Origin of the sequence: Bradyrhizobium sp. LB8.2 (genome assembly GCF_040548035.1) — a bacterium.
In the GTDB taxonomy this organism is placed as follows: Bacteria; Pseudomonadota; Alphaproteobacteria; order Rhizobiales; family Xanthobacteraceae; genus Bradyrhizobium.
Genome location: NZ_JBEPQV010000053.1, coordinates 1 through 26,110, shown reverse-complemented (window position 1 = coordinate 26,110; position 26,110 = coordinate 1). Strand labels below are relative to the sequence as shown.

Sequence of the window (26,110 nt, the reverse complement as noted above, 5' to 3'; positions counted from 1 at the left end):
CCGGGACCAAAAACCATGCGCTTGGGGCTCGAAGCCCTCCAGCGCATCAAATTTGGCGCCTCACTGCGAATGGCCGATGTGTGAATCGGATAGCCACAAGGGGAGAGGGACGCACCGTCTGCGCGGCTTCAATCCTACGTCCCGTAAGTCGACCCCTTCGGCAGCGGGAATACCGGGTCTTGCGTCCTGATGTTCGTCGGCCACACCACCGAGATGTGCTCGCCGGCGTTCTGCATCACGACCGGCGTCGAGCGTTCGTTCTGGCCGGAAAGCGGCGTGCCGGGCGGGAAGAATTTCACGCCGTAGCCCTGGATGGTGCCGCCGGCGGGGATGTCGACGTCGAGCGCGGCTTTGCGAATGGCATCCGGCTCGAAACTGCCGTACTTTTCCTTGGCGACCGGCAGCACGTTGTTGAGCAGCACCCAGGTCTGGTTGAAACCCATCGAGCAGTGCGGCGGCACGTCGGTCGCGCCGGTCTTGGTCTGGTAGCGCGAGACCATGGTCTTGGTCAGATCGCCGATTCCAGGCGCAAGCTTCGCCGGATCGAGCAGCTGCGCCGGCACCGGATCGATGTTGCAGAAATTGTCGATGTCTGCGCCGAAAGTCGCGCGCAGCTTGTCGAGCTGGCTATAGCCGGCGCCCGCGCCGAACAGCATCTTGAAGCGCAGGCCGCTCTCGCGGGCCTGGCGCAGGAACAGGGTGATGTCGGGGTTGTAGCCGGCATGCGAAATCACGTCGGCCTTGGCGCGTTTGATTTTTGTGACCAGCACCGACAAATCCGGGGCCGAAGCCGAATAACCCTCTTTCAGCACGATCTGAAGTCCGGCTTCTTTCGCATAGGCCTCGTCTGCGGCGGCGACGCCAACACCGTAAGGGCCGTCCTCGTGGATCAACGCGATCTTGACGTCCTTTGGCTCCATGCCGAGCTTGGCCTTGGCGTGCTCGCTCATAAAGCCGGCAAAGGCCTGTCCATATTGGTCGGAATGGATCTGCGCGCGAAAGACATATTGCAGGTTCTTGTCCTTGAACACGGCGGTCGACACCGCGGTCGTGATCCAGAGGATCTTCTTCTGCTGCTCGACCTTTGCCGCCATCGGCACCGCATGCGCGCTGGAATAGACGCCGTTGATGATGTCGATCTTTTCCTGGCTGATCAGCCGCTCGGCCTCGTTGATCGCGACATCGGCCTTGCTCTGCGAGTCTGCCGCGACCGGCACGATCTTGGTCTTGCCGCCGATGCCGCCTTTTTCGTTGACGAGGTCGATGGCGATCTGTGCGCCGACCGAGGAGGCGACCGAGCCGCCGGCGGCGAACGGGCCGGTGAGGTCGTAGATCAGGCCGATGCGCAAATTCTCGGCTTGCGCCTGGGCCCTTGTCCAATCGAGGCTGAGTGCGGCGGCAGCAGCCGCCGAGCTCTTCAGCAGCTGCCTGCGTGAAGTCGGCATCCTATCCTCCCTCAAAAACCGTCCGATGACTGGTCTTGCTTATCTTTTTGCGAAGTATGGGGAGCGGGACGGCGGAAAGTCAACATGGCGAAAGTCGGGGTCCCTCCTCCGCGGCGCAGAACGCAATTGCGAAATGAGTGGCGATGAGATCGTGCGCTACTGTTTCAAGCGACGGGCAAGGTAATTTGCGGTCTTCCCGCCGGCTTCGGCGATCCGATGCGGTGTCCCCGATGCCACGATACGGCCGCCCTCGTCACCGGCGCCGGGGCCGAGGTCGATGATCCAGTCGCAGTGAGAGACGACATCCATGTCATGCTCGACCACGATCACGCTGTTGCCGGCCTCCACGATCCGATCGAGCTGGGCGATCAGCCGCTCGATATCCAGCGGATGAAGACCGGTGGTCGGCTCGTCGAGGACGTAGAGCGTGTGACCGCGTTGCGGCCGCATGAGCTCGGTCGCGAGCTTGATGCGCTGGGCTTCGCCGCCCGACAATTCGGTGGCGGACTGGCCAAGGCGGATATAGCCGAGGCCGACCTCGCGGACGACCGATAGCGAGCGGTTCAGTGTTGGATCTTCGCGGAAGAATTCGAAGGCCTCGTCGACGCGCATCGCCAGCACGTCCGCGATGGAGTTTCCGCGGATCTTCACCTCGAGCGTCTTGTCGTTGTAGCGCGCGCCCTTGCAGGTCGGGCAGGGCGCATAGACGCTGGGCAGGAACAGAAGCTCGACGCAGACAAATCCTTCACCCTCGCAGGTGCTGCATCGGCCTTTCGCGACATTGAAGGAGAAGCGTCCGGCATCGTAGCGGCGGGACTTTGCCTGCGGCGTCGCGGCGAATAGCCTGCGCACATGGTCGAACAGGCCGGTATAGGTCGCTAGGTTGGATCGCGGCGTGCGGCCGATCGGCTTCTGATCCACCACGACGAGGCGATCGACTTGGTCGAGGCCGCCAACAATCTTGCCGCCCAATGTCTCGACCGTGGGTGCCAGGCTGTCGTCGTCCGCTTCCGCGGCACGTGTATGGCCGAGATGCTCCGCTACGGCATCGACCAGAAACTGGCTGATCAGGCTCGATTTGCCGGAGCCCGACACGCCGGTCACGCTGGCGATAACGCCCAGTGGGATATCGACGTCGAGGCCGCGAAGATTGTTGCGGGTCACACCCCTGACCTTCAGATGCCCCTTCGGCGCGCGACGGACCGTCGGCAGCGGCTTTCGTGGATGCGTGAGATAACGAGCGGTTCGCGATTGTTCGATTTGGCCAAGCCCACCGGCTGGCCCACTGTAGAGGATGCTCCCGCCGCCTTCGCCGGCGTCAGGGCCGACATCCACCAGCCAATCGGCATGCCGGATCACCTCGATCTCGTGCTCGACCACGAAGATTGAATTGCCCACGTGCTTCAGCCGGTCCAGCGCCCGCAGCAGCGCTTCGGTGTCGGCGGGATGCAAGCCTGCGGAGGGCTCGTCGAGCACGTAGACGACGCCGAACAGGTTGGAGCGGACCTGCGTCGCAAGTCGCAGCCGCTGCAACTCGCCCGGGGACAGCGTCGGCGTGCTGCGTTCGCAGGCGAGATAGCCGAGGCCGAGATCGAGCAGGACGGCTAGTCGCGCCGACAGATCCTCGCTGATGCGCCTGGCGACGATGGCCTTCTCCGATGCGCCTTCCGTCGATGCCCTTGCGAACGGCTTTATCACCTCCTGCAGCTGCTTGAGCGGCAGATGCGACATCTCGGCGATATTGAGGCCGGCGAATTTGACCTTGAGCGCCTCAGGCTTCAATCGCGTGCCGTGGCAGGTCGGGCAGTCCTGGGTGATCATGAATTGCGCGACGCGGCGCTTCATCATCGCACTCTCCGACTTGGCATAGGTCTGCATCACGTAGCGCTGTGCGCCGGTGAAAGTGCCCTGATAGCTCGGCTCCTCCTTGCGGCGAAGGGCTCGTTTGACCTCGGCCGCAGTGTAACCGGCATAGACTGGAACGGTCGGCTGCTCCTCAGTGAACAGGATCCAGTCGCGGTTCTTTTTAGGCAGCTCACGCCAGGGCTTGTCCACGTCGTAACCGAGCGTCGTCAGGATGTCCCGGAGGTTCTGCCCCTGCCAGGCACTCGGCCAGGCCGCGACGGCGCGCTCGCGGATGGTCCTGGTGTCGTCGGGCACCATGGATTTTTCGGTGACGTCGAGCATCCTGCCGATGCCGTGGCAGGTCGGGCACGCGCCCTCCGGCGTGTTCGGGGAAAACGACTCCGCGTAGAGCATCGGTTGCCCGCGCGGGTAATCGCCGGCACGGGAGTAGAGCATCCTGAGCAGGTTCGAGATGGTGGTCACGCTGCCGACAGACGACCTCGTCGTCGGCGCGCCGCGCTGCTGCTGAAGCGCTACGGCGGGCGGCAGGCCTTCGATGTCGTCGACCTCAGGGATTTGCATCTGGTGGAAGAGGCGCCGCGCGTAAGGCGACACCGATTCCAGATAGCGACGCTGCGCCTCGGCATAGATCGTTCCAAAGGCGAGCGAGGATTTCCCTGATCCCGACACGCCCGTGAACACGACGAGGGCGTTGCGGGGAATGCGAACGTCGACGTTCCTGAGGTTGTGCTCACGCGCGCCTCGCACACGAACGAAGCCGTCGTCCTGCATCAGTCTATCGGGTTGTCTTGATCGGTCGTCCATCTGGCTGTTCCAGCCGCGCATAGGAGGTTAACGGCAAGATCGCAGGATGGGTCCTCCGATGCCAGCGCACCAGCTGCGTTCTGCACAAAGCGAAGGCCCGTCGCAGTTGAAGCGACGGGCCTTGCAAGGGTGATGGGGCGCTCGGTACCGAGCCCGGCGCCCAGCCCGCAGTGCTACTGCGACAGCTTCACGAAGCTCGGAAACTTCAGCTTGCCCTCCGCGATCTTCTCGGGCCAGACCACGATCTGCTTGCTGTCCTGCCACTGGAAGACCAGACCGGATACGGTCGTGGGACCGGACTTGATGCCGTGGGTGAACTCGTCGTCCTTGCCGTAGAACTGGATGCGGCCGATCGTGCCCTCGTAGTCGGTCTTTTCGAGCTCGGTGACCATCTTGTCGGGATCGGTCGAGCCCGCGCGCTTGATCGCCTCCGTGATGAAGTAGACCTCGTCATAGGCGGTGTAGCCGGTATAGGCCGGCGGCGAGCCGAACTTGGCCTGGAACGCCGCCGCGAACGGCTTTGTCTTGGAGGTCACGGCGACGTCGGGCGTGGCGACCGCCAGCGACGGCACTCCGTCGGCGGCACCATTGGTGTCCTTCCAGAAAGTCGGGCTCAGCGCCTGCGCGCTGATGCCGAACATCGGGATCGGCACTTGCTGGTTCTTCCACTGCACCGTCGGCTGCACGCCGACATGAGAGATGCCGGTGACGATCACGTCCGGCTTCTTGCCCTCGATGTTGTTGAAGATCGGGGTGAAGTCGGTGGTGTCGGGCGAGAACCGCACATGCTCGACGACCTTCAGGCCTGCTTTCGGAAGGCAGGCCTCGTAGCCAACGTCGAGCGGCTTGGTCCAGGCCGCGTCCTCGCTCATGATAGCGGCCGTCTTGAACTTGAGCTTGTCCACGAGCAAGTCCTTGGCGGCGTCGCAGACGAGCTGGGCTTGCGCCGCCGAGGTCAGATAGCCGTGGAAGGTGTACTTGTTCTTCTCGTAGTCGTTGTGGATCGCCTTGGTGATCTCGTTCGAGGCCGCGCCGGGCGTGATCAGCGGCATCTTCAGCCGCGCCGCCCAGGGCTCGAGCGCCAGCACGACTTCGCTGATATAGCTCGCGATCACGGCCGACACCTTGTCCTCACTCACGGCACGCTGGAAGGCGCGCACCGAGTCCGCCGAGGAGCTCTTGTTGTCGTAGGTCACGATCTCGATCTTGCGGCCGAGGATGCCGCCTTTGGCGTTGATCTCGTCGGCGGCGATCTGCGCGCCGCCGGGCGTCGCGGCGCCCGCGATCGACTGCACTTCGGCGATGACGCCGATCTTGATCGGATCATTCGACTGCGCGTAGGCGGGGGCGGCGAGGCACAGCGCCAGCGCAGAGGTGAGGAGGCTGCTGCCGAGAATCGTAGATAGTCGCATGGTCGTTTCCCTTCTTGTTTTGTTGTTGGGCTGTGAATTACAGGAAATCGGCGCCAGCCTCCGCGGCGAAGCGGCCGGGATCGCCCTCCCAGACGATCCTTGCATGTTCGAGCACATAGACGCGGTCGGCATGTGGAAGCGCGAAAGTCACGTTCTGCTCGCCGAGCAGCACCGTGATCGACGTCGTCTGCCGCAGTTTCGTTAACGCCTTGGACAGGAGTTCGAGGATGACGGGGGCGAGGCCCAGCGTTGGCTCGTCCAGGATCAGGATCTGCGGCTGCATCATCAGCGCGCGGCCGATCGCGAGCATCTGCTGCTCGCCGCCGGAGAGCGTCTGAGCCATTTGGCCCTGGCGTTCCTTCAGGATCGGGAACAGCTCGAACAGCCAGGCGAGCTGCGTCGCGCGCTTGTCGTCGGTCAGATGTTGACCGCCGAGATCGAGGTTTTCCCGAACGCTCATCTCGCCGAACAGTTCTCGCGATTCCGGGCACTGCACAAGACCGCTGCGCGCGATCTTGGCCGGCGTCGTGCCGCGCAGCTTCTCGCCTCCGCGCGCGATCTCGCCGCTATAAGGCAGGAAGCCGGAGATGGTGTTGAACAGCGTGGTCTTGCCGGCGCCGTTGAGGCCGACGATCGAGACGAATTCGCCCTCGTGGACGTGGATCGAGACGTTCTCCAGCGCCTGCGCCTTGCCATAGAACACGCTGACATTCTCGACCTGGAGCAGCGGCACCTTGTCCTTAAAGCTGGTCTCGGGCCGCGCGTGGGTCTCGATAGCGCCGCCGAGATAGACCCGGCGCACGGTCTCGTTCTTCATGACGTCCTCGGCCTTGCCGGTGACGATCTCCTCGCCGAGATACATCGCGAGCACGCGGTCGACCAGGGCCGCGACGCTCTTGACGTTGTGGTCGACCAGCATCACCGCGCGGCCTTCGTCGCGAAAACTGCGGATCAGGTCGGAGAAGACGTCGACCTCGCCGCGCGTCAGGCCAGCGAAGGGTTCGTCAACCAGCACCACCTTCGGATCACGCGCGATCGCTTTCGCAAGCTCGAGCCGGCGCAGGTCGGCAAAGGGCAGCGTCGGCGGGCGGCGGTTCATGACGGCGCCCAAACCGACGCGGTCGGCGATCCATTTGGCGCGCTCGACCAGCGCCTTGTCCGGGAACAGCATGAACAGGCTGTCCGGCAGCAGCGCCACCATGATGTTCTCCAGCACCGTCTGCCGGTTCAGCGGCCGCGAGTGCTGGAACACCATGCCAAAGCCCTTGCGCGCGATCTTGTGCGCGGGAAGGCCGGCGACGTTCTCGCCTTCGAAGATCACTTCGCCGGCGGTCGGGCGCTCGATGCCCATCACGCTCTTCATCGCGGTCGACTTGCCCGAGCCGTTCGGCCCGATCAAGCCAAAAATCTCGCCGCTATTGACCTCGAAGCCGAGGTTCTTGACTGCCGTCAATCCGCCGAAGCGCTTGGTCAGGCCGCGGACTTCCAGCACGGCCCGGTTTGAAGTCTTCATATCCATCACGAGCGCGCCTCACGCGAGAGAGCCGCTCCGAGGAAGCCGCCGGGGAAGAACAGCACGACGAGAAGCGCGACCGCCGAGACGATGAAGGTCGCGAGCTCACCGGTCGGCCGGAGGAATTCGCCGGCGACGATCAGGAAGATCGCGCCCAGCGCCGCGCCAAGCACCGTGCGCCGGCCGCCCAGTACGGCCGAGACGATGACGTTGACGCCGACCGCGACGTCGACCACGGTGCCGACCGAGGCGGTGCCGAAGTAGAACACCAGCAGCGCGCCTGACAACCCTGAGAAGAACGCGCTGACGATGAAGGCGGCAAGCTTGTGCTTGACGATGTTGAAGCCGAGCGCGCCGGCCTGCACCGGGTCCTGGCCGCTCGCCTGCAGCACCAGCCCGACCGGCGATTGCGACAGGCCGTAGAGGATCGCGGCCGAAATCGTCATGAAGCCAAGCGCGATCCAGTAGTTGGCGCCGGCGTTGATGGTGATGACATCCGGGATGGTCAGGCCGATCTCGCCGCCGGTGAGATCGGCAAACACCACGATGAAATTCTGCAGCATCAGCACCGCGACCAGCGTGGTCAGGCCGAAATACGGTCCGCGCACCCGAAGTGCCGGTAGCGCCAGCACGAGGCCGGCGATCACGGAGGCGAGTGCGCCGAGCACGATGCAGAGATAAACCGACCAGCCGAACTGGGCGTTCAGGATGCCGGCGGTGTAGGCGCCGACGCCGATCAGGAAGGTCGGCCCGAAATTAACCTCGCCGGCGAAGCCGAACAGCAGGTCCCAGGCCATCGCGAACACGCCGAAATAGAACGCGACGGTGAGCAGCCCGAGCACGTAGCCGGAGACGTAGAGCGGCAGCGTCGCCGCGATGATGACGAGCGTGAGCGAGATGAAGAACAGGCGTGTCGTAAAGAAGCTGGCCATCTCAGCGCCTCCCCAGAAGGCCCTGGGGCCGGATGTACATCACGAACACGAGCAGCAGCAGCGCCGGAATGGTGCGATAGGCCGGCGAGACCAGATAGGCCGTGAGAGTTTCGAGATAGCCGACCACGAAGGCCGCGATCAGCGAGCCGGAGACGCTGCCGAGACCGCCGAGCACGACGATCGAGAATGCGCTCGCCGTCAGCGGTCCGACGCTGTAGGAACTGACGCCGAGGAACATTCCGAGCAGCACGCCGGCGATGCCGGCGAGGATGCCGTAGATCGCCCACACCACGACATAGATGTTGGTGAGCTCGAGCCCGAGCAGGGTGACGCCGCGCGGGTTCATCGATGCCGCCAGCACCGCCTTTCCGGTGCGGGTGCGGTTCACCAGGAGCCACAACAGCGCGATGACGAAGCAGCACACGATCGCGGTAAAGATCTCGTTCTTGGGTGTGCGGACGCCGAGGATCTCGACGACGCCATCGACGATCGGCAGCACGGTCTTGGCGTTGTTGGTGAAGAAATAAGCGATCACCTCCTGGATCATGATCCCCCACAGCAGCGTGCCGGTGAGGACGAAGATCTCCTTCTCTTCATTCGGTATGCGCCGGGAGTCCTGGATCGGCTTCACCACTGCGAAATAGGTGGCAAAGGCTGTAAGGAGGGCAACTCCGACGCCGATCAGTGCGCCAGCATAGGTGCCGACATTGAGGATGCTGGCGGCGGCCCAGGCCGCCACCGCTGCCGCCACCATGATGGCACCGTGGGAGAGGTTGAGCACACCAGAGACACCGAAGATCAGTGTGAAGCCGGTGGCACCGAGAGCGTAGAGAGCGCTGATGGCAAAGCCATCAATCAGAATCTGGAAAGCTCGCATCTATGATTGGCCAGACGATCTTGCTGGAGGAACGTGCTGCGGAAAGCCGCGTGTGGAAGCTCCCGGGAAGTGGTCCCGGGAGCTGTTCCGGCTAGTTCGAGAGCTTGATGAAACTCGGGAACTTGACGTCGACCTTGGCGACATCCTTGGGCCAGACTGCGCTCTGCTTGCCGTCCTGCCATTGCAGCATCAGTCCGGTGATCAGGCCCTTGCCGTATTTGATCGAGTGGGTGAACGGATCGTCCTTGCCGTAGAACTGGACGCGGCCGATCGTGCCTTCCCAGTCGGTCTTCTCGAGCGCATCGACGAGCTTGTCGGCGTCGGTCGAGCCGGCGCGCTTCACGGCATCGGCGATGTAGTACACCTCGTCGTAAGAGGTGTAGCCGGCATAGGAGGGATAGTTGCCGAACTTCTTCTTGAAGGCTTCTGCGAACGGCACCGACTTCGGCGTCACCGCGACGCCGGGCCCGGAAACGCCCTGGTAGAGCACGCCTTCAGCGGCCTGGTTGGTATCCTTGCCAAAAGTCTCGTTGGTGGCCTGCGACGAGATGCCGAACATCGGGATCGGCACCTGCTGGTTCTTCCACTGCACCGTCGGCTGCACGCCGACATGGGAGATACCGGTGATGATCACGTCGGGCTTTGAGCCCTCGATCTTGTTGAAGATCGGCGTGAAGTCGGTGGTATCAGGCGAGAAGCGGATGTGATCGAGCACCTTGAGCCCGATCTTGGGCAGGCATTCCTCGTAGCCGACGTCGAGCGGCTTGGTCCAGGCAGCGTCCTCGCTCATGATGACGGCGGTCTTCATGTGCATCTTGTCGACGAGGAGGTCCTTGGCGCCGTCGCAAACCGAGAGCGCCAGTGCCGCTGACGTCAGATAGCCGTGGAACGTATACTTGTTCTTCTCGTAATCGGCGTGGACGCTTTTGCTGATCTCGTTGGAAGCAGCACCGGGCGTCACGAACGGCGTTTTCAGCCGCGAAGCCCAGGGCTCCAGCGCCAGCACGACCTCGCTGATGTAGCTGGCGATGACGACCTGCACCTTGTCCTCGTTCACCGCGCGTTGGAACGCGCGCACTGAATCTGCCGAGGAGGAGTGATTGTCGTATCCGATGATCTCGATCTTGCGGCCGTCGACGCCGCCAGTGGCGTTGATCTCGTCGGCGGCAAGCTGTGCCGCCTGAGGGATGGAGGCGCCGGCAATCGCCTGCGCTTCCGCGATCACGCCGATCTTGATGGGATCGGCGGCAAGTGCCGCGCCTGACGCCGTCATCAACGCACCGGCCGCGGCCGCACCGAGCGATATTCGCAATGCTACAGAGAGTCGTTTCTTCATGTTATTCTCTCCCTTTGAAAAGGCCTCTTGTGAGCCATTATGTCGGCAACTATACCGGCGGAGGCATTCTCGGCAAGTGAAACCGCGTTCAGGATTGCGACAGACGAACTAAAGTCTAGCGCTGCGCAAATAGCGGGAGAGCTGCCGGACCCGTTTCACGCGCAGGCATGCAGATTTCGTCGGTAGGCATGCGCTGCTATCGCGCCCAGCAACCGGATCGTTGAATTGCGATGCCGTCGCGTTGGCTCAGCGCGCTCGCAGCAGCGACGGATCGAGAGGCTCGAGCCGCGCGGGATCGAAGGGCGAGATGTCGACGTTGCGCGTCGCACCCTCGGCGATCAGTTGCGCCATTGCCTCGCCCGTGGCGGGTGCATTCAGGATGCCCCACACATTGTGCCCGGTCGCAACATAGAGGCCGTCGCTCTGCGGTACCCGGCCGATCAGCGGCAGGCCGTCCTGTGTCAGCGGCCGGAAGCAAGCCTGCCGCGCAATGATCCTCTCGGAGCGGAACAGCGGCGACAGCCGCTCGGACATGGTTTGCAGGCGCGCGATTGCGTCGTGGTCCGGCGTCACGGCGGCCGGATCGAGCGGAAGCGGCGCGAAGTCGGAGAGAGCGGTGATATGCGTGCTGCCGTCAGCGCGAGGAAAGACCTCGACTGACACGGCGCTGCCATTCTCTTCAGACTCCAGAAACAGCGCATCGGCCGGAGCATCCGTGCCGGTGTCGTACACGATGCTCGGGCTGCGCTGGCCGAAGACGGCGGGCAGGCTCATCCATTGCGCGGCGAGCAGCGACCATGGTCCCATCGCGATCACGACGGCGTCCGCCTCCACGGTGCGGCCGTCGACCTCGACGCCCGTCGCGGTCGTGCCGTCCGCATCGCGCATGATACCGGCCACGTTGCCGGGGCGAAGCTCGGCGCCTTGCGCGAGCGCCGCGTTCATCACGGCTGAGGTGAATTTTTTGGGGTGAACGATCGCGGTGGTCTCCCTCGTGCCGATGCGCTGTGCGATGATGACGCCGTTGCTGAGCCAGCCGAGCGCGGAGGGTGCATCCCGGCGCGGATGGCCATCGGCAGCAACGAAGCCGCCATAAGCGGTCATCGGACGATAGCCCCAATCGCCTGCGATCTCTTCCGGCAGTTGCGCATGAACTGCAAAGCTCCGTCGCGCCAGCGCATCGAGCGGCGAGCCCTCGCACCAGTTGCGCGCGAGGAAGCCGCCCGCCTCGCCTGATGCTGCGGCCGCGACGTCTGTCCGCTCCACGACGATGACGTCGATGCCGCGGCGGCGGAGAAACCAGGCGGTGCAGGCCCCGATCACGCCGCCGCCGCAGATCACAACGCGCATGAATTCCCTCTTACACAATTCCCTCTACACAATGAAATCCTTCGCATGGAGATCCGCGGTATGGACCCCCTCCAGCCGCCATGCGCATGATCGCTCATGGAACTACCAGAGTCTCCGCTGAACGCGGCGGACGATCTGTTCCCATCGATGCAATGACGACGTCATTGTCGGCAGGCCCGGGTCTCCAAACTCAGTCACGAATTGCTGGGTCCCAACGCTGACGATGATGGTGTCGTTTGGCATACGGCGCATCGCGCAACTCCCGGTTCAAGCGCGGGAACGAAGAGCAGCATGCCTTCGCGCCGCACTGCGGCTTGGCCGTGCAATTCAGTCTTCGTTGGATTGATGGCGGAGATCTGCTCGAGGCGTAACTTGATTGCGATCAGGGAACCGCGACTTTGCGCACGGGTCGTACTGCTGTCACAACGCGCAAGTTCGCCGCGGTCCTCGTGACCGTTATTTGTGCAGATCGCACCCGCGGAAAGCAATCGGGCGCCGGCGGTCCACGCCGACGCCCGTGCTTGCGATCTCTCGCGCGGGCTCAGCCGGGCCCTGCGCCTTGCGTGGCCGTATATACCGCATAGAGCGACTGGCTCGCGGCCATGAAGAGACGGTTGCGCTTGGGGCCACCGAAGCAGATGTTGCCGCACACTTCGGGCAGCCGGATGCGGCCGAGCAGCTTGCCGTCCGGCGACCACACCGTCACGCCGCTGTAGCCGACGGCGCGGCCGGCGTTGCTGGCGGTCCAGACATTGCCGTTGACGTCGCAGCGCACGCCGTCCGGCCCGCACTTCACGCCGTCGATCACGCACTCGCTGAACCGCTTTTGGTTGGTGAGCTTGTTGTCGCCGCCAACGTCGAACACGAAGATCTCGCCCTTGCCGCCGGGCCCGGTGTCGCCGGGTCCCTTGCCGGTCGACACGACGTAAAGCTTCTTGAAGTCCGGCGAAAAGCACAGGCCGTTCGGATCTGGCACCTGCTCCTCGGTGACGACGAGATCGACACGGCCCGAGGGATCGATGCGATAGCAATTGGTCGGCAGTTCGCGCTTGCCCGGCACGAAGCCGGCCGGCTGGCCGATCCGCGGATTGAGCTTGCCGCCGGAGTTGGTTGGACCGCCTGCGGCATCGGGCTCACCTTCGTAGAGCTGGCCGCCATAGGGTGGATCGGTAAACCAGTAACTGCCGTCGGGATGCGCGACGACATCGTTAGGCGAGTTCAGCTTCTTGCCGTTGTAATTGTCGCAAAGCACGGTCGCGGTGCCGTCGTGGTCGTAGCGCGTCACCCGCCGGGTCAAATGTTCGCAGGAGAGCTGGCGGCCCTGAAAGTCGAACGAGTTGCCGTTGGAATTGTTGGACGGCGAACGAAACACGCTGACGCGGCCGTCGTCCTCGCTCCAGCGCATCTGCCGGTTGTTGGGAATGTCGCTCCACAGCAGATAGCGGCCTTGTGCACTCCACGCCGGGCCTTCAGCCCACAGCACGCCCGTATAGAGACGCTTGATCGCCGTGTTGGGCTGGGCGAGATCGTTGAAGGACGGATCGACCGCAATGATGTCGGGATCCCAGAAATAGGTGGTCGGGGCACCGTTGGGACCGAAATCGCGTGGCGGGGTGGTGATCGTCGTCGGCGGTGCGGCGGGTCCGGTCTGGGCCAGCGCGGAGCCGGCGCCGGCCATTGTGGCGGCAGCACCCAGCGCGAGCCCCTGAACGAGTGTTCGTCGTGAAAGCGCAGCATCCTGGTCACGCTGCTCGTGGTCACGAGCTTCCTGGCGTGTCATCGCGTCCTCCCGGTCATGTTCGGCTAGCCGGTTGATCCGGCCGAGCAGGGCAAGTTAGTCCGGTCCGATGACGGTTGCGAGGGGGAGGTACGCATCCTTCGCGTGATATCGGGCCGGCAAAAGCGTGGGAACGTCGAACATGGAAACGACAAATTCGTCCCCGCGTGACGGCTTCCCCGGAACGCCTTCGGAGCGTTGCCAAACTGTGGAGCATGTCAAGCCTTGACCTCCTGCGCGACGCTGGCAGAACGTCACTCGGGGTGTAAAGTCGGAGTTCGCCGTGGTCGCTGTCGTCGTACTGGTTTTGCTGCTCGGGATTGCATTTGCGGCCGGCTATTTCACCCGCGACCACGTCTCCCGCAAAAGGCGAGCTGAGGCGCGCCGCTGGCGCGAGTACTCCGAGCCGGAGTGGCTCGGTGCCAACGCGCCGGCCAACACCAACGAGGTCGCGAACGCCGATAAAGCCGCGCCGGTCGCGACCGGCGAGCTGGGTCAGATGCTGGACCGCTGGGAGACCAGGGCTCGCGCTCGCCGCACGGGATAGCTACCGGCGGAAGGCGCAAGCACTTGCAGCACATCTGGTGATATCGCCCGCGCTGCAATCACGTCAGCCTTTCTGTCCATCTTTTGGCGTTGCAGTTGCTCCTATTTTTCGTCTAGAAACGGCCGATCGAGCCCCCGGCAACCAACCGTCAACGGTTTTGACCGAGGATTTGAGGGCTCAACAGGGTCTGGCAATGCTGATTCGCGGCCAAATCGATGGGATTTCGGGGGAGGTGGCTCTGGCCGCCGCCACGATCCCGGCCGCGCTGCTGCCCTCCCTCCTTATTGGCGGGCTTCTTCTTACTTGCCCCTGAGGGCCGGCTGGGCGCCATGCGCCTGGGCGCTCAGGGGTTGGTCGAGATCACCGGACACCTCAAGCGCCCAGAAAACTGATGGCGCAGAAGCTCAAAAGGAAATTTGAAATGGCTACCGTGAACAAGTCCGAGAAGGACCGCGTCATCATTTTCGATACCACCCTGCGCGATGGCGAGCAGTGCCCCGGCGCCACCATGACCTTCGAGGAAAAGATCGAGGTGGCCGAGATGCTGGACGAGATGGGCGTCGACGTCATCGAAGCCGGCTTCCCGATCACCTCTGAAGGCGACTTCCAGGCGGTCAGCGAGATCGCCCGCCGCTCCAAGAACGCCGTGATTGCCGGCCTGTCGCGCGCGCATCCCGCCGACATCGACCGTTGCGCCGAGGCGGTGAAATTCGCCAAGCGCGGCCGCGTCCACACCGTGATCGCGACCTCGCCGCTGCATATGCGGGTGAAGTTGAACAAGACCCCGGAGCAGGTGCTCGAGACCTCGGTCGCCATGGTCGCGCGCGCCCGCAACCAGATCGATGACGTCGAATGGTCGGCCGAAGACGCCACCCGCAGCGAGATGGACTATCTGTGCCGGATTGTGGAGGCCGTCATCAAGGCCGGCGCCACCACGGTCAACATTCCGGATACCGTCGGCTACACCACGCCCGAGGAATACACCCACTTCATGCGCACGCTGATCGAGCGCGTGCCGAATTCGGACAAGGCGGTATTCTCGGTGCACTGCCATAACGATCTCGGCATGGCTGTTGCGAATTCGCTGGCCGGCATCGCCGGCGGTGCGCGCCAGATCGAATGCACTGTCAACGGCATCGGCGAGCGGGCGGGCAATGCCGCGCTGGAAGAAGTCGTGATGGCGATCAATGTCCGCAACGACAAGTTTCCGTGGTGGAACAAGATCGACACCACGCAGCTCACCCGCGCCTCGAAAGTGGTGTCGGCGGCGACCTCGTTCCCGGTGCAGTACAACAAAGCCATCGTCGGCCGGAACGCGTTCGCGCATGAAAGCGGCATCCACCAGGACGGCGTGCTGAAGGACGCCTCGACCTACGAGATCATGCGGCCGGAGATGGTCGGCCTGAAGCAGTCCTCGCTGGTACTCGGCAAGCATTCCGGCCGCCACGCCTTCGTGCACAAGCTGGAGGAGATGGGCTACAAGCTCGGTCCGAACCAGCTGGAAGATGCGTTCACGCGCATGAAGGCGCTGGCCGACCGCAAGAAGGACATCTACGACGAGGACATCGAGGCGCTGGTCGACGAGGAAATGGCGGCTTCGCATGACCGCATCAAGCTGACCTCGCTGACCGTGATCGCCGGCACCCATGGCCCGCAGCGCGCGACCATGAAGCTCGACGTCGACGGCCAGATCAGGATCGAGGAGGCCGAGGGCAACGGTCCGGTTGACGCGGTGTTCAACTGCATCAAGCGCCTGGTGCCGCACGAAGCCAAGCTCGAGCTGTACCAGGTCCATGCGGTGACCGAAGGCACCGACGCGCAGGCCGAGGTCTCGGTGCGGTTGTCGCATGAGGGACGTGCAATGACGGCGCGCGCGGCGGATCCGGATACGCTGGTTGCCTCGGCAAAGGCCTATCTCGGCGCGCTGAACAAGATCGTCATGAAGCGCCAGCGCGACACGGTGACGACGGCAGCGGCGAGCTGACGCTCATTCTCGCGGCCAATCTGCAAAAGCGCGGCGCCTCGGTGCCGCGTTTTTCGTTCATCGTCCAGTGCGGGCGCTTCTTTCCGGGTACCGCATTTTTGCAAGGAGGCCCCTGCTAAGGGGCAATGGCGCCTTGGCGTGCTTCCCTATAAATCTGCCCCCAAGAGTTCAAGTCCCGGGGGCCGGCGGTCCGTGCCCCATAGAACATGGGGGGAGGAAGCATGCGGAAACTCATTTTGGCTGCGACATCGATTGCGGCTTTGGCGCTGACCGGGCCGGCATCGGCGCAATCGCCGATCATCATCAAGTTCAGCCACGTCGTGGCCACCGACACGCCGAAGGGCAAGGCGTCGGAGAAATTCAAGGAGCTTGCCGAGAAGTACACCGGCGGCAAGGTCAAGGTCGAGATCTATCCGAACTCGACACTCTACAAGGACAAGGAAGAGCTCGAGGCGCTTCAGCTCGGCAGCGTGCAGATGCTGGCGCCGTCCAACTCCAAGTTCGGCCCGCTCGGCATCCGCGAATTCGAGGTGTTCGATCTGCCCTACATCCTTCCCGACCTGAAGACGCTGCGGAAGGTGACGGAAGGCCCGCTCGGCCTTCGGCTGCTCAAGCTGCTGGACTCCAAGGGCATCACCGGGCTGGCCTATTGGGACAACGGCTTCAAGCAGATGAGCGCCAACAAGAAGCTGGTGACGCCGGCGGACTATCAGGGCGTCAAGTTCCGCATCCAGTCCTCGCGCGTGCTCCAGGCCCAGTTCAAGTCGCTCGGCTCGCTGCCGCAGGTGATGGCGTTCTCGGAAGTCTACCAGGCGCTCCAGACCGGCGTCGTCGACGGGCAGGAGAACACCTGGTCGAACATCTATACCCAGAAGATGCACGAGGTGCAGAAGTACATCACCGAGACCAACCACGGTTACATCGGCTACGTCGTGATCGTGAACAAGAAGTTCTGGGACGATCTGCCGGCCGACATTCGCGACCAGCTCTCGAAGGCGATGAAGGAAGCGACCGACTTCAACAATACGCAGTCGCAGAAGGAGAACGACGCCGCGCTGGCGGAGATCAAGAAGAGCGGCAAGAGCGAGATCATCAAGCTCACGCCGGAGCAGGACGAGGCGATGCGCAAGGCCATGGAGGCGGTCTACAAAGACGCCGCAGGCCGCATCGGCCAGCCGCTGATCGACGAGTTCCAGAAGGAAGCGAAGAGCACGACGAACTGACCCGGATCGACGGTGAATGAAGGGGCTTCCGAGCAGACCGCACGGAAGCCCCCTTTTTTGTTGCAAATCGTTTCAGTCTGCATCTGAATGGACATTCAGGGGAGTAAGAAGGCTCTCTCTGTCCAACTTGTAAGTTGCGCGTCAGCCTTGCGACCCTCATCTTCAGGGCGTCCTTCCAAGGAGGTTCGTATGAGGAAGTTTACCATCGCCGCCATCGCCGTGCTCAGCATCGCCGGCTCGGGCGCGGTCTATGCCCAATATCATCGCCCGTGGATGCACGAGCACATGCGCCACATGCGCATGAATCCGGAAGACCGCGCCGCTTTCGTCGACGCGCGGATCGCGGCCGTCCATGCCGGACTGAAGCTTAGCGCGGACCAGGAGAAGCTGTGGCCGCCGGTCGAGAGTGCGGTGCGCGACTTCGCCAAGCTGCGCATCGACCGCGCCAATGCGCGGATGAATGCCGGCCCCGGCGATGCCGGCAAGGACGCTAACAAGGATGCCGACAAGCCCGAGGATCCAATCGCCCGACTGCGCCAGCGCGCCGAGGACATGGGCACGAGCTCGGCGGCCCTGAAGAAGATCGCCGATGCAGCCGATCCGCTCTACAAGACCCTGGACGAGGGCCAGAAGCGGCGCCTCGCCGTACTGACTCGTCACCGCGGCCCGTTCGGCAGCGGCGAAGACGGCCCGCGCCGCCACTTCATGGAACGGGGCATGGACCGCATGATGGAGCGCGGCATGGACCACTTCCACCGTGACCGTTTCGACCGCGACAGCGGCCCGGACCGGGACCGCGAGGGGCGGCTCTAAGCCTTCAAGTATGGTCCGGGATCAACCTTGGCGAAGCCGCTGGAATCCAGCGGCTTTTCGCTTTCTGAGGACTGTGGAAAAACCTTCGCTGCATCGCTTGCCAGACCGGGATCGCTTTGCTAAACGACCGACCTCGCAAGGCATTGACCGCCTTTCGGGCGCATAGCTCAGTTGGTAGAGCAGCTGACTCTTAATCAGCGGGTCCCAGGTTCGAGCCCTGGTGCGCCCACCAAACAAATCAAACACTTAGCGGTTTGAGCAAGCGGCAAAACCAGCGCCGTTTACACCACCGTTTACAGTTTTGTTCTCGCTTCGAGCTTGAGCACCGCAGCTTCTGCGAGCTGAATGTCGCGACCGAGGTAGTGCGCATCGAGAATGGACTCGACGTCCTTCAACGAATGACCGGTGACGGCCGCGATCTGCGGTACGCTGGCGCCTGCGATCGCAAGGCGAACCACCGCCGTGCCGCGCAAATCATGAAACGTCAGGCCGTCGATACCGGCACGCTCGCAAGCCTTTCCCCACGACGTGCGAAAGCCATCGGACGTCCAGGGCCGGCCCAGCGTGTTCGTGAGGATAAGCGGCCCCCGGCTGTCATTCGGCCTGCAATATTGGCTCTGACGCAATTTTGGTGCATTGGTGATCATGTAGCGCCGATCAAGCGCGCCTGAAGAAGATCGAGCTTGGCGCGCCCGTACATCTGACGCTTGACGAGCTTGAGCTTGGTAATCTGACCTTCGGTCTGCCCGTTAGACCAAGATGTTGTAATCGCAGCGTTGATGGCGGCCTTGTCATTGGTGATGCCGTTGGCGAAGGATGCGACGAGACTTGCGCATGCTCGTTCCAGCCATGGATCAAGATCCACGTGAGTCTTCTTGCGGATCATGGCGTGGAAAGCGATGATGATTTCGCGAGCTTCCACCAGCAGAGGAACGCCCTTCTCGATCGCCGCGATGGTAACGGTCTCAGACTTTGATAGCGCATCGCGGCCATTGGTCATCAGGCGGGCGATGGTTCTGGCAGACGGCACGCGCTGTATACTTTGAACATCGGGCGTTTCGGCGCGCCGACGGCGTGTCGTCCACTCTCTAACAACTCGCTCAGAGCCCCTAAAGCCTAGCACCTTAAGGCGACGCCACAGGTCGGCTCCGTTATAATGGCCTGAAGCCCACTGGGCGTCGAGCCATGGCAGATGGTGCTCGAGTGAGCTCTCGCGCACCCTGAACACATCCGTTCGCTGACCTCGCAGAACTTTGCGAACGAGGCCCCGGCTATGTCCCGTAAGTCGCACGATCTCCTTTATGGAGACACCCGTCTCAGCCTGTCTGAAGATTGCCGCGTTGGTGTCCTCACGCCGTAGATAGCCTTCGTACTGGATGCGCTCGGCGGAAGTGAGCAAGGCAGGATTAATTGTGGCGGCGCCGACCGCCACACGAACCTGGCGCATGGATTTGCGGACCGCATCGAGGAAGGCGTGGCTGGCGTTCTCCATCAAATGCCAGCGGTCAGCAACCTGGGTGGCCTGCGGGAGCGCCTTGGCTACAGCAAGGGCGTAACCACCGCCGCGATCGCGCGCGACCACAGCAATTTGCGGCTGCCCCGCCAGCCAAGCCTGTGCCGTAGCGGGCTCTCTGTCGGGCAACAGCGCGATCGGTCGTCGCCGCTCGAGGTCGCAGATGATTGTTCCGTACCGCTGATTGCGCCGCCAGGCCCAGTCGTCGATACCGATCACGCTCGGCACAGCAAAGGGCTGGCAACCGCGCCTTCGCACGACCCGAAGCAATGTATCGTTGCTCACGGGCAGCATAAGTCGACGGGCAAAACTTGCGGCCGGGCGGCCACCCAGGGCAAGCCCAAGGTGATGGACCAGAAGATCGAGCCGCGCCGTTCGCCGCGCCCACGGCGCCAGAGCCCCGTCATCGAACCGCTCGGTGAAAATACGTCGACTGCACATAACGGTGAAGCAGCGGAAGCGACGCGCCACGACCACCAGGCGAACCGGCCGCCCCGCCAGCGGCAGATCGGTAAGACATCGTTGATATCGGCTATGAATTCGCCCGGAACTGGCTCCGCATCCGGGACACAGACTCTTGTCGCTCCTGGGACGGACGGTGATCACGGTCGTGGCGCCATCACAGACGGCGCTCTCCACGTCAAACCCAGGAGGGATCAGGGCCGACGGTCGCAGGGCTCGCTGCATCATGTTGATTCCCTTGTGAAACCAACGCGAGCCGGCGCCTGAACTTCATCAAAAGTGAGTCAGAGCCAAAGTTGCAAGCCGATTGACATGAGGGCGCGCAGATGGGTCACGCACGGCCCAATAGGTCACCTATGGGTCAAGAACGGTAATGCTCTGACCGAGCGGGACATTTCCGCTTAGCCTCCAAGATCGGACTTCTGCGCGTTATGAGTACACGCCCTAGCAAAAGTCCGGGCAGGCGCCAGCCAGTCCAATCTACGCGGAAGCCGACGTATCCAATGGCACCGCGCTGTGGAAGGTGACCGCCATTAGAAAAAGAAGTGAGGGCCCGCCGGGGCGACCGCGCGGCGGGCCCCGACGCTAATGTCCCGATCGGGATGTAGTCGGCTTGAATCCGTCGCGGGTTCCCAGATCGTGGCTTCAGAGACGGGCTGCCGGCGTCCATCACGTGTCAGCGCGCGCCGGTATGGTACTCACAAGCGACGATATCCCGGGGAGATGTTCGACGGGCTTCCTCCGGCGGAGAGAACACCGCCAGGTATCCGCCGCCCCCTGCGAGCTCATATGTGGCGACCGCGCCGTAGCCGACTGCCATCAGTTCGCACCGCAAGAGCTCAATAGGCGTCCCATGCTTCGACGTCGGGAGCTCGAGGTCGACAATTCCGACTCGCGCACCCCGCTTCAAGGCGGGTATGAGATTGTAGAGAAAGGCATAGGGTTGGGCTATCTCGTGATACATGTGCACAAGGATTGCGGCATCCAGCGAGGAAGCGGGTAGGCGCGGGTCGTGCGGTTCGCCGAGCGCGAATTTGACGTTGGTCAACTTCAGGAGCTCCGTTCGCTTGGCGAGCTCGATGAGGTAATCGCGCGTGACGTCCTGGGCAACGACAGAGCCCGCGGCCCCCACGAGGTGGGAGAGCCTGACCGTGTGGTAGCTACTGCCTGCACCAATGTCGCCGACCGTCATGCCTGGCTTCAGTTCAAGAAGACGGACGATTTGGCCGGCTTCATTCAGGGCGTCGCGGAGCTCTTCGGCAGAGCGGCGTGGGCTGACGATCCGCGCAACAGGGCGCTGAGGCGAGGGAAACTCCTTTGCCGCGACCCCGGGGGGAGCCAGAGGACCGATGTCGGCGGCGGCTGCGCGAGCTGCGGAAAACGCCACAAACAGCGTCGCTGCACGGACCAGTGCCATCACAGGCCTGCCAAGCTTTCCCAGCCGGTTTAGGCGCGGTCGTCCGGTTCTTGTGAGCTCAAGATACGAGCCCACCGTGATGTCAATGAGGTTGATCGTGACGGGCAACTCCATCCATGCGCCTTGCGCTTTAGCTACTGCGTCAGAAAATCACTAGCCCGCAATATGCAGGAACCCGCTGATCGGGCCCTTTTTCCTCGCGCATGACTCGGGCTTTGCCGCGCAGCCAAACAGCAAAGCCGAGGCTACGGCCGGCGCCCCAACGACAAACACATCAGCATCGCGAGAAACATGTACGTCTACGGCCACTCGGACGGACTGCCGCAGAGGCCGAGCCAGAGTTGCAGCACACGAGCGATGGCCGGCACGCCCACCATCACACCTGAGAGCAATCCTATCAACCCAATGGCGCCGCACTGGGTCAAGGCCATCAATGTCCGTTACAGGACAAGGGGGACATCCTCAGCCCGCGCATATAGAGCGAGGCGGACTTAGTGCGCTGCTGCAGCTTGCGATCCCAGCGTGCGCCCAGGTTTGCCCGCACCGGATCGTTGACCGACTTCTTCCATAACATCTGATTTGCGAATCTCCGTTCTTGCTCGCGCAGCGGCTCGGATGTTCTTCAAACGAAGCTGAATGCTTGCTCGCGAGATGCCAAATGCGTCAGCGACCGAATCCGTCAAGGCCCGGGACCCGCTTGCGCCGCAGGCGGATTTCCTTGGCAAGGAAGACCGCCCATGCGTGCGCAAAGGGCGACCAACACCTCGCAAGGACCTTTGTTCTGTCAGGCCGTTTTCAGCCTTGACCCGGGCCACGTCCGAGGCGCCGCGGCAGAATGTACTCGACGTCAATGCTAATCCCGTCCCCGCTCAGGGGGGTCGCTGTGTAGACCGCAGAGACGGCCAACTCGAAGAAGCTCCCGATCGTGAGATAGCCGATCGTGAGCGCCGACTCTCCGCTTGGGGGGCCGCCGAGCAGCAACTCCGCGATGTGGCAGCAATCGTCCATCGTCGCCGCCAGCGGTGGAAGGGTGATGAGCTCGCCAGTGCGCTGAGAGATTTTGGCTGGATCGGCGAATTTGGGCTCGCGCCCAATAACCGCGCCCGCGTTGATCAAGGGTACGAAGAATTTCGCGACCTGCGCCGGCTGACCGGTGATATTTTGAATGTTGACCTCGGTCGCGTACACGCCCGGCCGGGCGCCTGCGGTACAGCAGCAGTTCGTCTCGGTTTGTCTGCCGCACACGACCTTCACGCTGTGCACGAGGAACTCGGCTTGCGGCGGTACGGTGGCGGCGGCGAGCAATTCGCTGAACGGATGCGGGAGACGGTCACTTGCAGAGCCCGTTGGATTTTTGGCCATTTCGATCTCCACGATGGCTTGCGGAAGGCGACCTACACGCCGAACTTACGCCAGACTCGACGCAATCTTGTGAGAGATGGCTCACACACTTGGAAGAAACCGCGACAGGCCAAAGGGTCTCGCAAGCAGTGCAACGGATCGTCAGGCGGCGATCACTCGATTATCCTTTGAAGTGCGACAAGAGAGACTAAGACGAGCACCAGGGCTCCGGCGAAAGTGATGCCAAGGAAAACATTGTGCATGGCGCCGCATCTCCTATTCATCGCTCCCCCAGTCACCTTGTTGGCGACGGAGACGAGATCATCAAATGATCCCCTCAGCCGTCGTCATTGGTTGCGCGCTTCAGTTCGACGACGGACCCCTCCGATAGATCGTCGGGATCGGTGCGCTCGCAGGCTGGAAAACACAGCCTCGTGCTGGTGCAGTATCTCGCTCGAGGAACGCTTGCTCCCCTTCGGGTGCCTCATCTGTCGTGTTCGGCATTTCTGTAGGTGCGATCGCGGTCAGCGCCCAACGACGAAGTTCGGTAGTAACATCATCGCCGTTTTTCGAGCCGGGACTTCGAAGCGTTGGCAGCCAGGGGTTCGAGGCTTGCCATCAGTTTTTCCTGCGCTTGCCCCAACCCTTCCTTCAAGCTGTCCAACAGAGACAATTCAGCGACTGCAGGTGGAGTCATGGCTTTGTCGTTCCTCGAAGGTTCGATATTCGTTTTTGACGCTGCATGATGAACAGCAACCTTTTTCGAACGTTCTCGGTTTGCGAGATTCGGCCTTATCGCTACGTCACCAACCGGCGCCGGAGTCGTTGTCCTGGGAGGCGGGACGACAGCTGCAACAGCTGCTTGTGGCCATCGTTCAGCAAACTCCAGTACGCTCGGCGGCGAGACAATCGTCGGCAAACTCGTGTCGATAATGACCCGCTCGGGTAACCGTTCGGCCGAGGCGATTCTTATGGCTGGCCTGTCGGTGGAGCCACCGGTAGGTTCCGCCACTTGCTGCGGCAAACACCACCCCAATCCGATCAGCAATAGGACAAGGGCGCTGCCGACAAACCCGAAATATTTCATCAACGGCATGGGTCGCCTCCCATTTGAGACGACCTTGAAACCGGAATTCTTAGTCGATCGCTAAAGATAGATTAAAAACGGAAACGTGGTTATTAGCGATGTTGCGATGCAGTAGCGACGCCATTTGACCGAGGGAGCCGAGCCTAAGGGCGTGGAGAGGATTCGCTCTCTCAGGGACGCAAAGGTCGGCGTCACCTCCGCTCACTTGCAAACTAATGGCTTCGATGGCGTACAAATGCGAATGTTGCGCTGCTTACGTGTGCGGCTCCTGGAGCGAGCCTAATCACCCGAAGGCCGACTTCCTCCATAACATTGGATACCCGAACGATCCCGCGGCTTGGGAACGCAAACACGCTGATGTCTGGTGGCGTCGTCCGCCCGGGATAAACAGGCACCCACCGCCGCAGCGCGAAATCGGCGCACAAACCGGCAGCCGAGATCCGGTCTGCCGCTGCGCAGGACGCGCGCGGCCGTTCATTTCTGCGCCGGAGGAATTTTGATCCGATGTATTTCCATTTTCTGCCCGATGCCCTTCAAGTTCTGGTAGTCGCGCGACGCCGGGCATCCTTTGACGATGTCACTGACTCCGGGAGCCTCCATCACCATTTCTGTCAGGCATATTTCGTTGACACCGGCTAGACCTTGCACACGGGCGGCGATATTCACGTCCTGTCCGAAGTAGTCGATCCGGTCGTTGAGCCTTACGGCTATGGCCCTGCCTCTGTGCACGCCGATTTTAAGGCCGAGCGGCTGCGAAGCGGTTTTGTTGAATCGCGACAGCTCTTCGATCATCTCGACGGATGCAAGAACGGCATCCTGTGGACGCTCGAAGCCAGCCATGACTGCATCACCGATCGTCTTCACGATCGTGCCAGATCGCTTCCTAATTATCTTATTCAAGATGTCGAAGTGCTGACGGACGAGAAAGTAGGCATTCACATCGCCGATGCTTTCGTACAGCGAAGTCGAATCCTTTAGATCAGTGAACAGGTAGGTGATGTCGGAAACGGCTAGACTATCGCGCTCATCCACCAGTTGGGTCTTATAGAGTTCGCCGAAGCAGGGGGTGAGCAACAATCGCTTACCGGAAAGAAACGGCTCATACTCGACCAGATGGGGCTGGAACTGGGAAGGGTACTGGAGAAACCAGAAGCGGCCTCGATCCTTGGTGCGGTTCTCAATCTGGATAATATGTTTGCCTGGGCTAAGATCGGCCGTCTGTCGAAATGCAAAGCGTCCGTCGCCAAGAATCATATTCCTCGGCCCAGTGGGCCGATCCGCAACTACGAACCGGCCCGATTCGAGCTGGACCAGCGTTTCCTGGCGCTCCGCCGGTTCACCGTTCGCGAAGAAAACCAGAAGAAGCTTATGGCTAAGATCGAGCACCTCGAAACGGCCGGCTGTTACGTCGAATTCCAAGTTCAACCGCTGACCCGCCTCGATATCGGCAAATCCCCGCGAGAGTGCCGCAACGAGTCGCTCGTGTGTCATTCCGTGCGGGGGCTTGAAGTCCTTGGAGAAGTTGTAACGCAGATAGTAGTCCTGGACGGACAGCATGTCCGGATGACGATATATGATGTCGCGAACCGAACTCGAGACGGTAAAGGTGACCTGAATGTAGTCGTCAAGGGCCGCCTCATTGAGGGCGTTGCAGAATTCGCATTGGAAACGTGGATGAACCTGGTCTAGCTCACGAAAAGTGCCTGCGACCTGCGGACAGTAGGCACAGATGAGCAGCCACTCCATCTCGAATAGGCCAACCTTCGCGGCGTGCACAAACAGCTCGATTCCTTCGGCGTCACTTAGGCCGTTGGCAGTCGCGTATTGGATAGGATTGACGCGAAAGAGATCATAGTCGCCGGAAGCGTGAATAAAACCTGCGAGATCCGGAAGGATCCGCGGCGCCCAGCTCGCTGCCGACCCGAGCTCTATGAGGCGCTGACTCAGGAGGTCTTCGTTGACTGGGGAGGGCCCTTGCATATCAGTATGATACCTCGCTCCATGCCGGCAATACTGGTTGGTCGGCCATTCGATTAGCCACGCGACAATCGACGCGGACGCTCTTTTGCCCAATTGTTTTAGTCGAACCGAGCCGGATAAGAAAAGTCAGCTCTATTGGCCTGTATCAGTCGGCAATGCGACACTTTGATCGAACAGGCAATGTCTGGTCTTCGTCCAACATGTCCATGAGAGCGGTGCAGCGCGGTTCTGGAGTTGAAGTCTAGAGCGGGCCGTCGGCGCTACGCTATGAAATAAGCTCAAGGCCCGGGCAGATGCCCCTCCCGCCCATTTCCGTCAACATTGATCGCCATATGAGCTAGGGTCTGTTGGGATTCAGGATTCTCATCGGGGCTTGGTTGTGATTCAAGCTTGGGATGGACCGATTCGTTTTGACTGACGCCCAATGGGCG

At 62.2% G+C, this 26,110-nt stretch carries 19 protein-coding genes and 1 tRNA gene; 5 read left to right on the top strand and 15 right to left on the bottom strand.

Features of this window, described 5'->3' with window-relative positions:
- Positions 1 to 134 precede the first annotated feature (134 nt).
- The 9 genes from ABIB06_RS37245 to ABIB06_RS37205 form a co-directional block, all read right to left on the bottom strand.
- Positions 135 to 1,445 carry an ABC transporter substrate-binding protein gene (locus ABIB06_RS37245; RefSeq protein WP_247341476.1) on the bottom strand — a complete coding sequence of 437 codons (1,311 nt, stop codon included), beginning with the start codon at positions 1,443 to 1,445 and terminating at the stop codon, positions 135 to 137.
- Positions 1,446 to 1,601: 156 nt separating this feature from the next.
- Positions 1,602 to 4,115, bottom strand: a complete 2,514-nt coding sequence (uvrA, locus tag ABIB06_RS37240; protein WP_354053241.1) for an excinuclease ABC subunit UvrA — start codon at positions 4,113 to 4,115, stop codon at positions 1,602 to 1,604.
- A 173-nt stretch (positions 4,116 to 4,288) separates the two neighbouring features.
- Positions 4,289 to 5,527: an ABC transporter substrate-binding protein gene (locus tag ABIB06_RS37235; protein ID WP_247341481.1), complete on the bottom strand. Its 1,239-nt coding sequence runs from the start codon at positions 5,525 to 5,527 to the stop codon at positions 4,289 to 4,291.
- A gap of 37 nt (positions 5,528 to 5,564) precedes the next feature.
- Positions 5,565 to 7,046 (bottom strand): ATP-binding cassette domain-containing protein, encoded by a 1,482-nt coding sequence (locus ABIB06_RS37230; protein ID WP_354053240.1) that lies wholly within the window; start codon positions 7,044 to 7,046, stop codon positions 5,565 to 5,567.
- Positions 7,046 to 7,972, bottom strand: coding sequence for a branched-chain amino acid ABC transporter permease (locus tag ABIB06_RS37225; protein ID WP_354053239.1), 927 nt, complete (start codon positions 7,970 to 7,972; stop codon positions 7,046 to 7,048). The genes ABIB06_RS37230 and ABIB06_RS37225 overlap by 1 nt, the downstream gene beginning before the upstream one ends.
- Position 7,973: 1 nt before the next feature.
- Positions 7,974 to 8,849, bottom strand: coding sequence for a branched-chain amino acid ABC transporter permease (locus ABIB06_RS37220; protein ID WP_354053238.1), 876 nt, complete (start codon positions 8,847 to 8,849; stop codon positions 7,974 to 7,976).
- A gap of 91 nt (positions 8,850 to 8,940) precedes the next feature.
- Positions 8,941 to 10,185, bottom strand: coding sequence for an ABC transporter substrate-binding protein (locus ABIB06_RS37215; RefSeq protein ID WP_247442277.1), 1,245 nt, complete (start codon positions 10,183 to 10,185; stop codon positions 8,941 to 8,943).
- 246 nt (positions 10,186 to 10,431) lie between these two features.
- Positions 10,432 to 11,535, bottom strand: coding sequence for an NAD(P)/FAD-dependent oxidoreductase (locus ABIB06_RS37210; RefSeq protein WP_354053237.1), 1,104 nt, complete (start codon positions 11,533 to 11,535; stop codon positions 10,432 to 10,434).
- Positions 11,536 to 12,076: 541 nt separating this feature from the next.
- Positions 12,077 to 13,315, bottom strand: coding sequence for an SMP-30/gluconolactonase/LRE family protein (locus ABIB06_RS37205; RefSeq protein WP_354053236.1), 1,239 nt, complete (start codon positions 13,313 to 13,315; stop codon positions 12,077 to 12,079).
- A 280-nt stretch (positions 13,316 to 13,595) separates the two neighbouring features.
- Here ABIB06_RS37205 and ABIB06_RS37200 point away from each other — a divergent pair, with 280 nt between their 5' ends.
- From ABIB06_RS37200 to ABIB06_RS37180, 5 genes are all read left to right on the top strand, one after another.
- Positions 13,596 to 13,859, top strand: a complete 264-nt coding sequence (locus ABIB06_RS37200) for a hypothetical protein (RefSeq protein WP_247341496.1) — start codon at positions 13,596 to 13,598, stop codon at positions 13,857 to 13,859.
- 421 nt (positions 13,860 to 14,280) lie between these two features.
- Positions 14,281 to 15,843: a 2-isopropylmalate synthase gene (locus tag ABIB06_RS37195; protein WP_247341498.1), complete on the top strand. Its 1,563-nt coding sequence runs from the start codon at positions 14,281 to 14,283 to the stop codon at positions 15,841 to 15,843.
- A gap of 221 nt (positions 15,844 to 16,064) precedes the next feature.
- On the top strand, positions 16,065 to 17,066 hold the full coding sequence (locus ABIB06_RS37190; protein ID WP_247341500.1) for a TRAP transporter substrate-binding protein: 1,002 nt from the start codon (positions 16,065 to 16,067) through the stop codon (positions 17,064 to 17,066).
- A 189-nt stretch (positions 17,067 to 17,255) separates the two neighbouring features.
- Positions 17,256 to 17,879, top strand: coding sequence for a Spy/CpxP family protein refolding chaperone (locus tag ABIB06_RS37185; RefSeq protein ID WP_354053234.1), 624 nt, complete (start codon positions 17,256 to 17,258; stop codon positions 17,877 to 17,879).
- A 156-nt stretch (positions 17,880 to 18,035) separates the two neighbouring features.
- Positions 18,036 to 18,111: transfer RNA gene (locus tag ABIB06_RS37180), tRNA-Lys, on the top strand.
- Between the two features lie 61 nt (positions 18,112 to 18,172).
- Here the strand turns inward: ABIB06_RS37180 and ABIB06_RS37175 are convergent.
- The 6 genes from ABIB06_RS37175 to ABIB06_RS37150 all read right to left on the bottom strand — a co-directional run bounded on the left by ABIB06_RS37175 (position 18,173) and on the right by ABIB06_RS37150 (position 25,679).
- The gene (locus ABIB06_RS37175; RefSeq protein WP_502916596.1) at positions 18,173 to 18,526 is read right to left on the bottom strand and encodes a tyrosine-type recombinase/integrase; all 354 of its coding nucleotides are present in this window, start codon (positions 18,524 to 18,526) and stop codon (positions 18,173 to 18,175) included.
- Complete coding sequence (locus tag ABIB06_RS37170; protein ID WP_354053242.1) at positions 18,523 to 20,079, bottom strand: ISL3 family transposase; 1,557 nt, start codon at positions 20,077 to 20,079, stop codon at positions 18,523 to 18,525. Before ABIB06_RS37170 ends, ABIB06_RS37175 begins: the two co-directional genes overlap by 4 nt.
- Before the next feature lie 451 nt (positions 20,080 to 20,530).
- Entirely contained in the window at positions 20,531 to 21,271 is a 741-nt protein-coding gene (locus tag ABIB06_RS37165; protein ID WP_502916597.1) for a class I SAM-dependent methyltransferase, read from the bottom strand.
- A 795-nt stretch (positions 21,272 to 22,066) separates the two neighbouring features.
- Positions 22,067 to 22,633, bottom strand: coding sequence for a hypothetical protein (locus tag ABIB06_RS37160; RefSeq protein ID WP_354053232.1), 567 nt, complete (start codon positions 22,631 to 22,633; stop codon positions 22,067 to 22,069).
- A gap of 535 nt (positions 22,634 to 23,168) precedes the next feature.
- Complete coding sequence (locus ABIB06_RS37155; protein ID WP_354053231.1) at positions 23,169 to 23,708, bottom strand: hypothetical protein; 540 nt, start codon at positions 23,706 to 23,708, stop codon at positions 23,169 to 23,171.
- 465 nt (positions 23,709 to 24,173) lie between these two features.
- On the bottom strand, positions 24,174 to 25,679 hold the full coding sequence (locus ABIB06_RS37150) for an adenylate/guanylate cyclase domain-containing protein (RefSeq protein ID WP_354053230.1): 1,506 nt from the start codon (positions 25,677 to 25,679) through the stop codon (positions 24,174 to 24,176).
- Between the last annotated feature and the right edge of the window lie 431 nt (positions 25,680 to 26,110).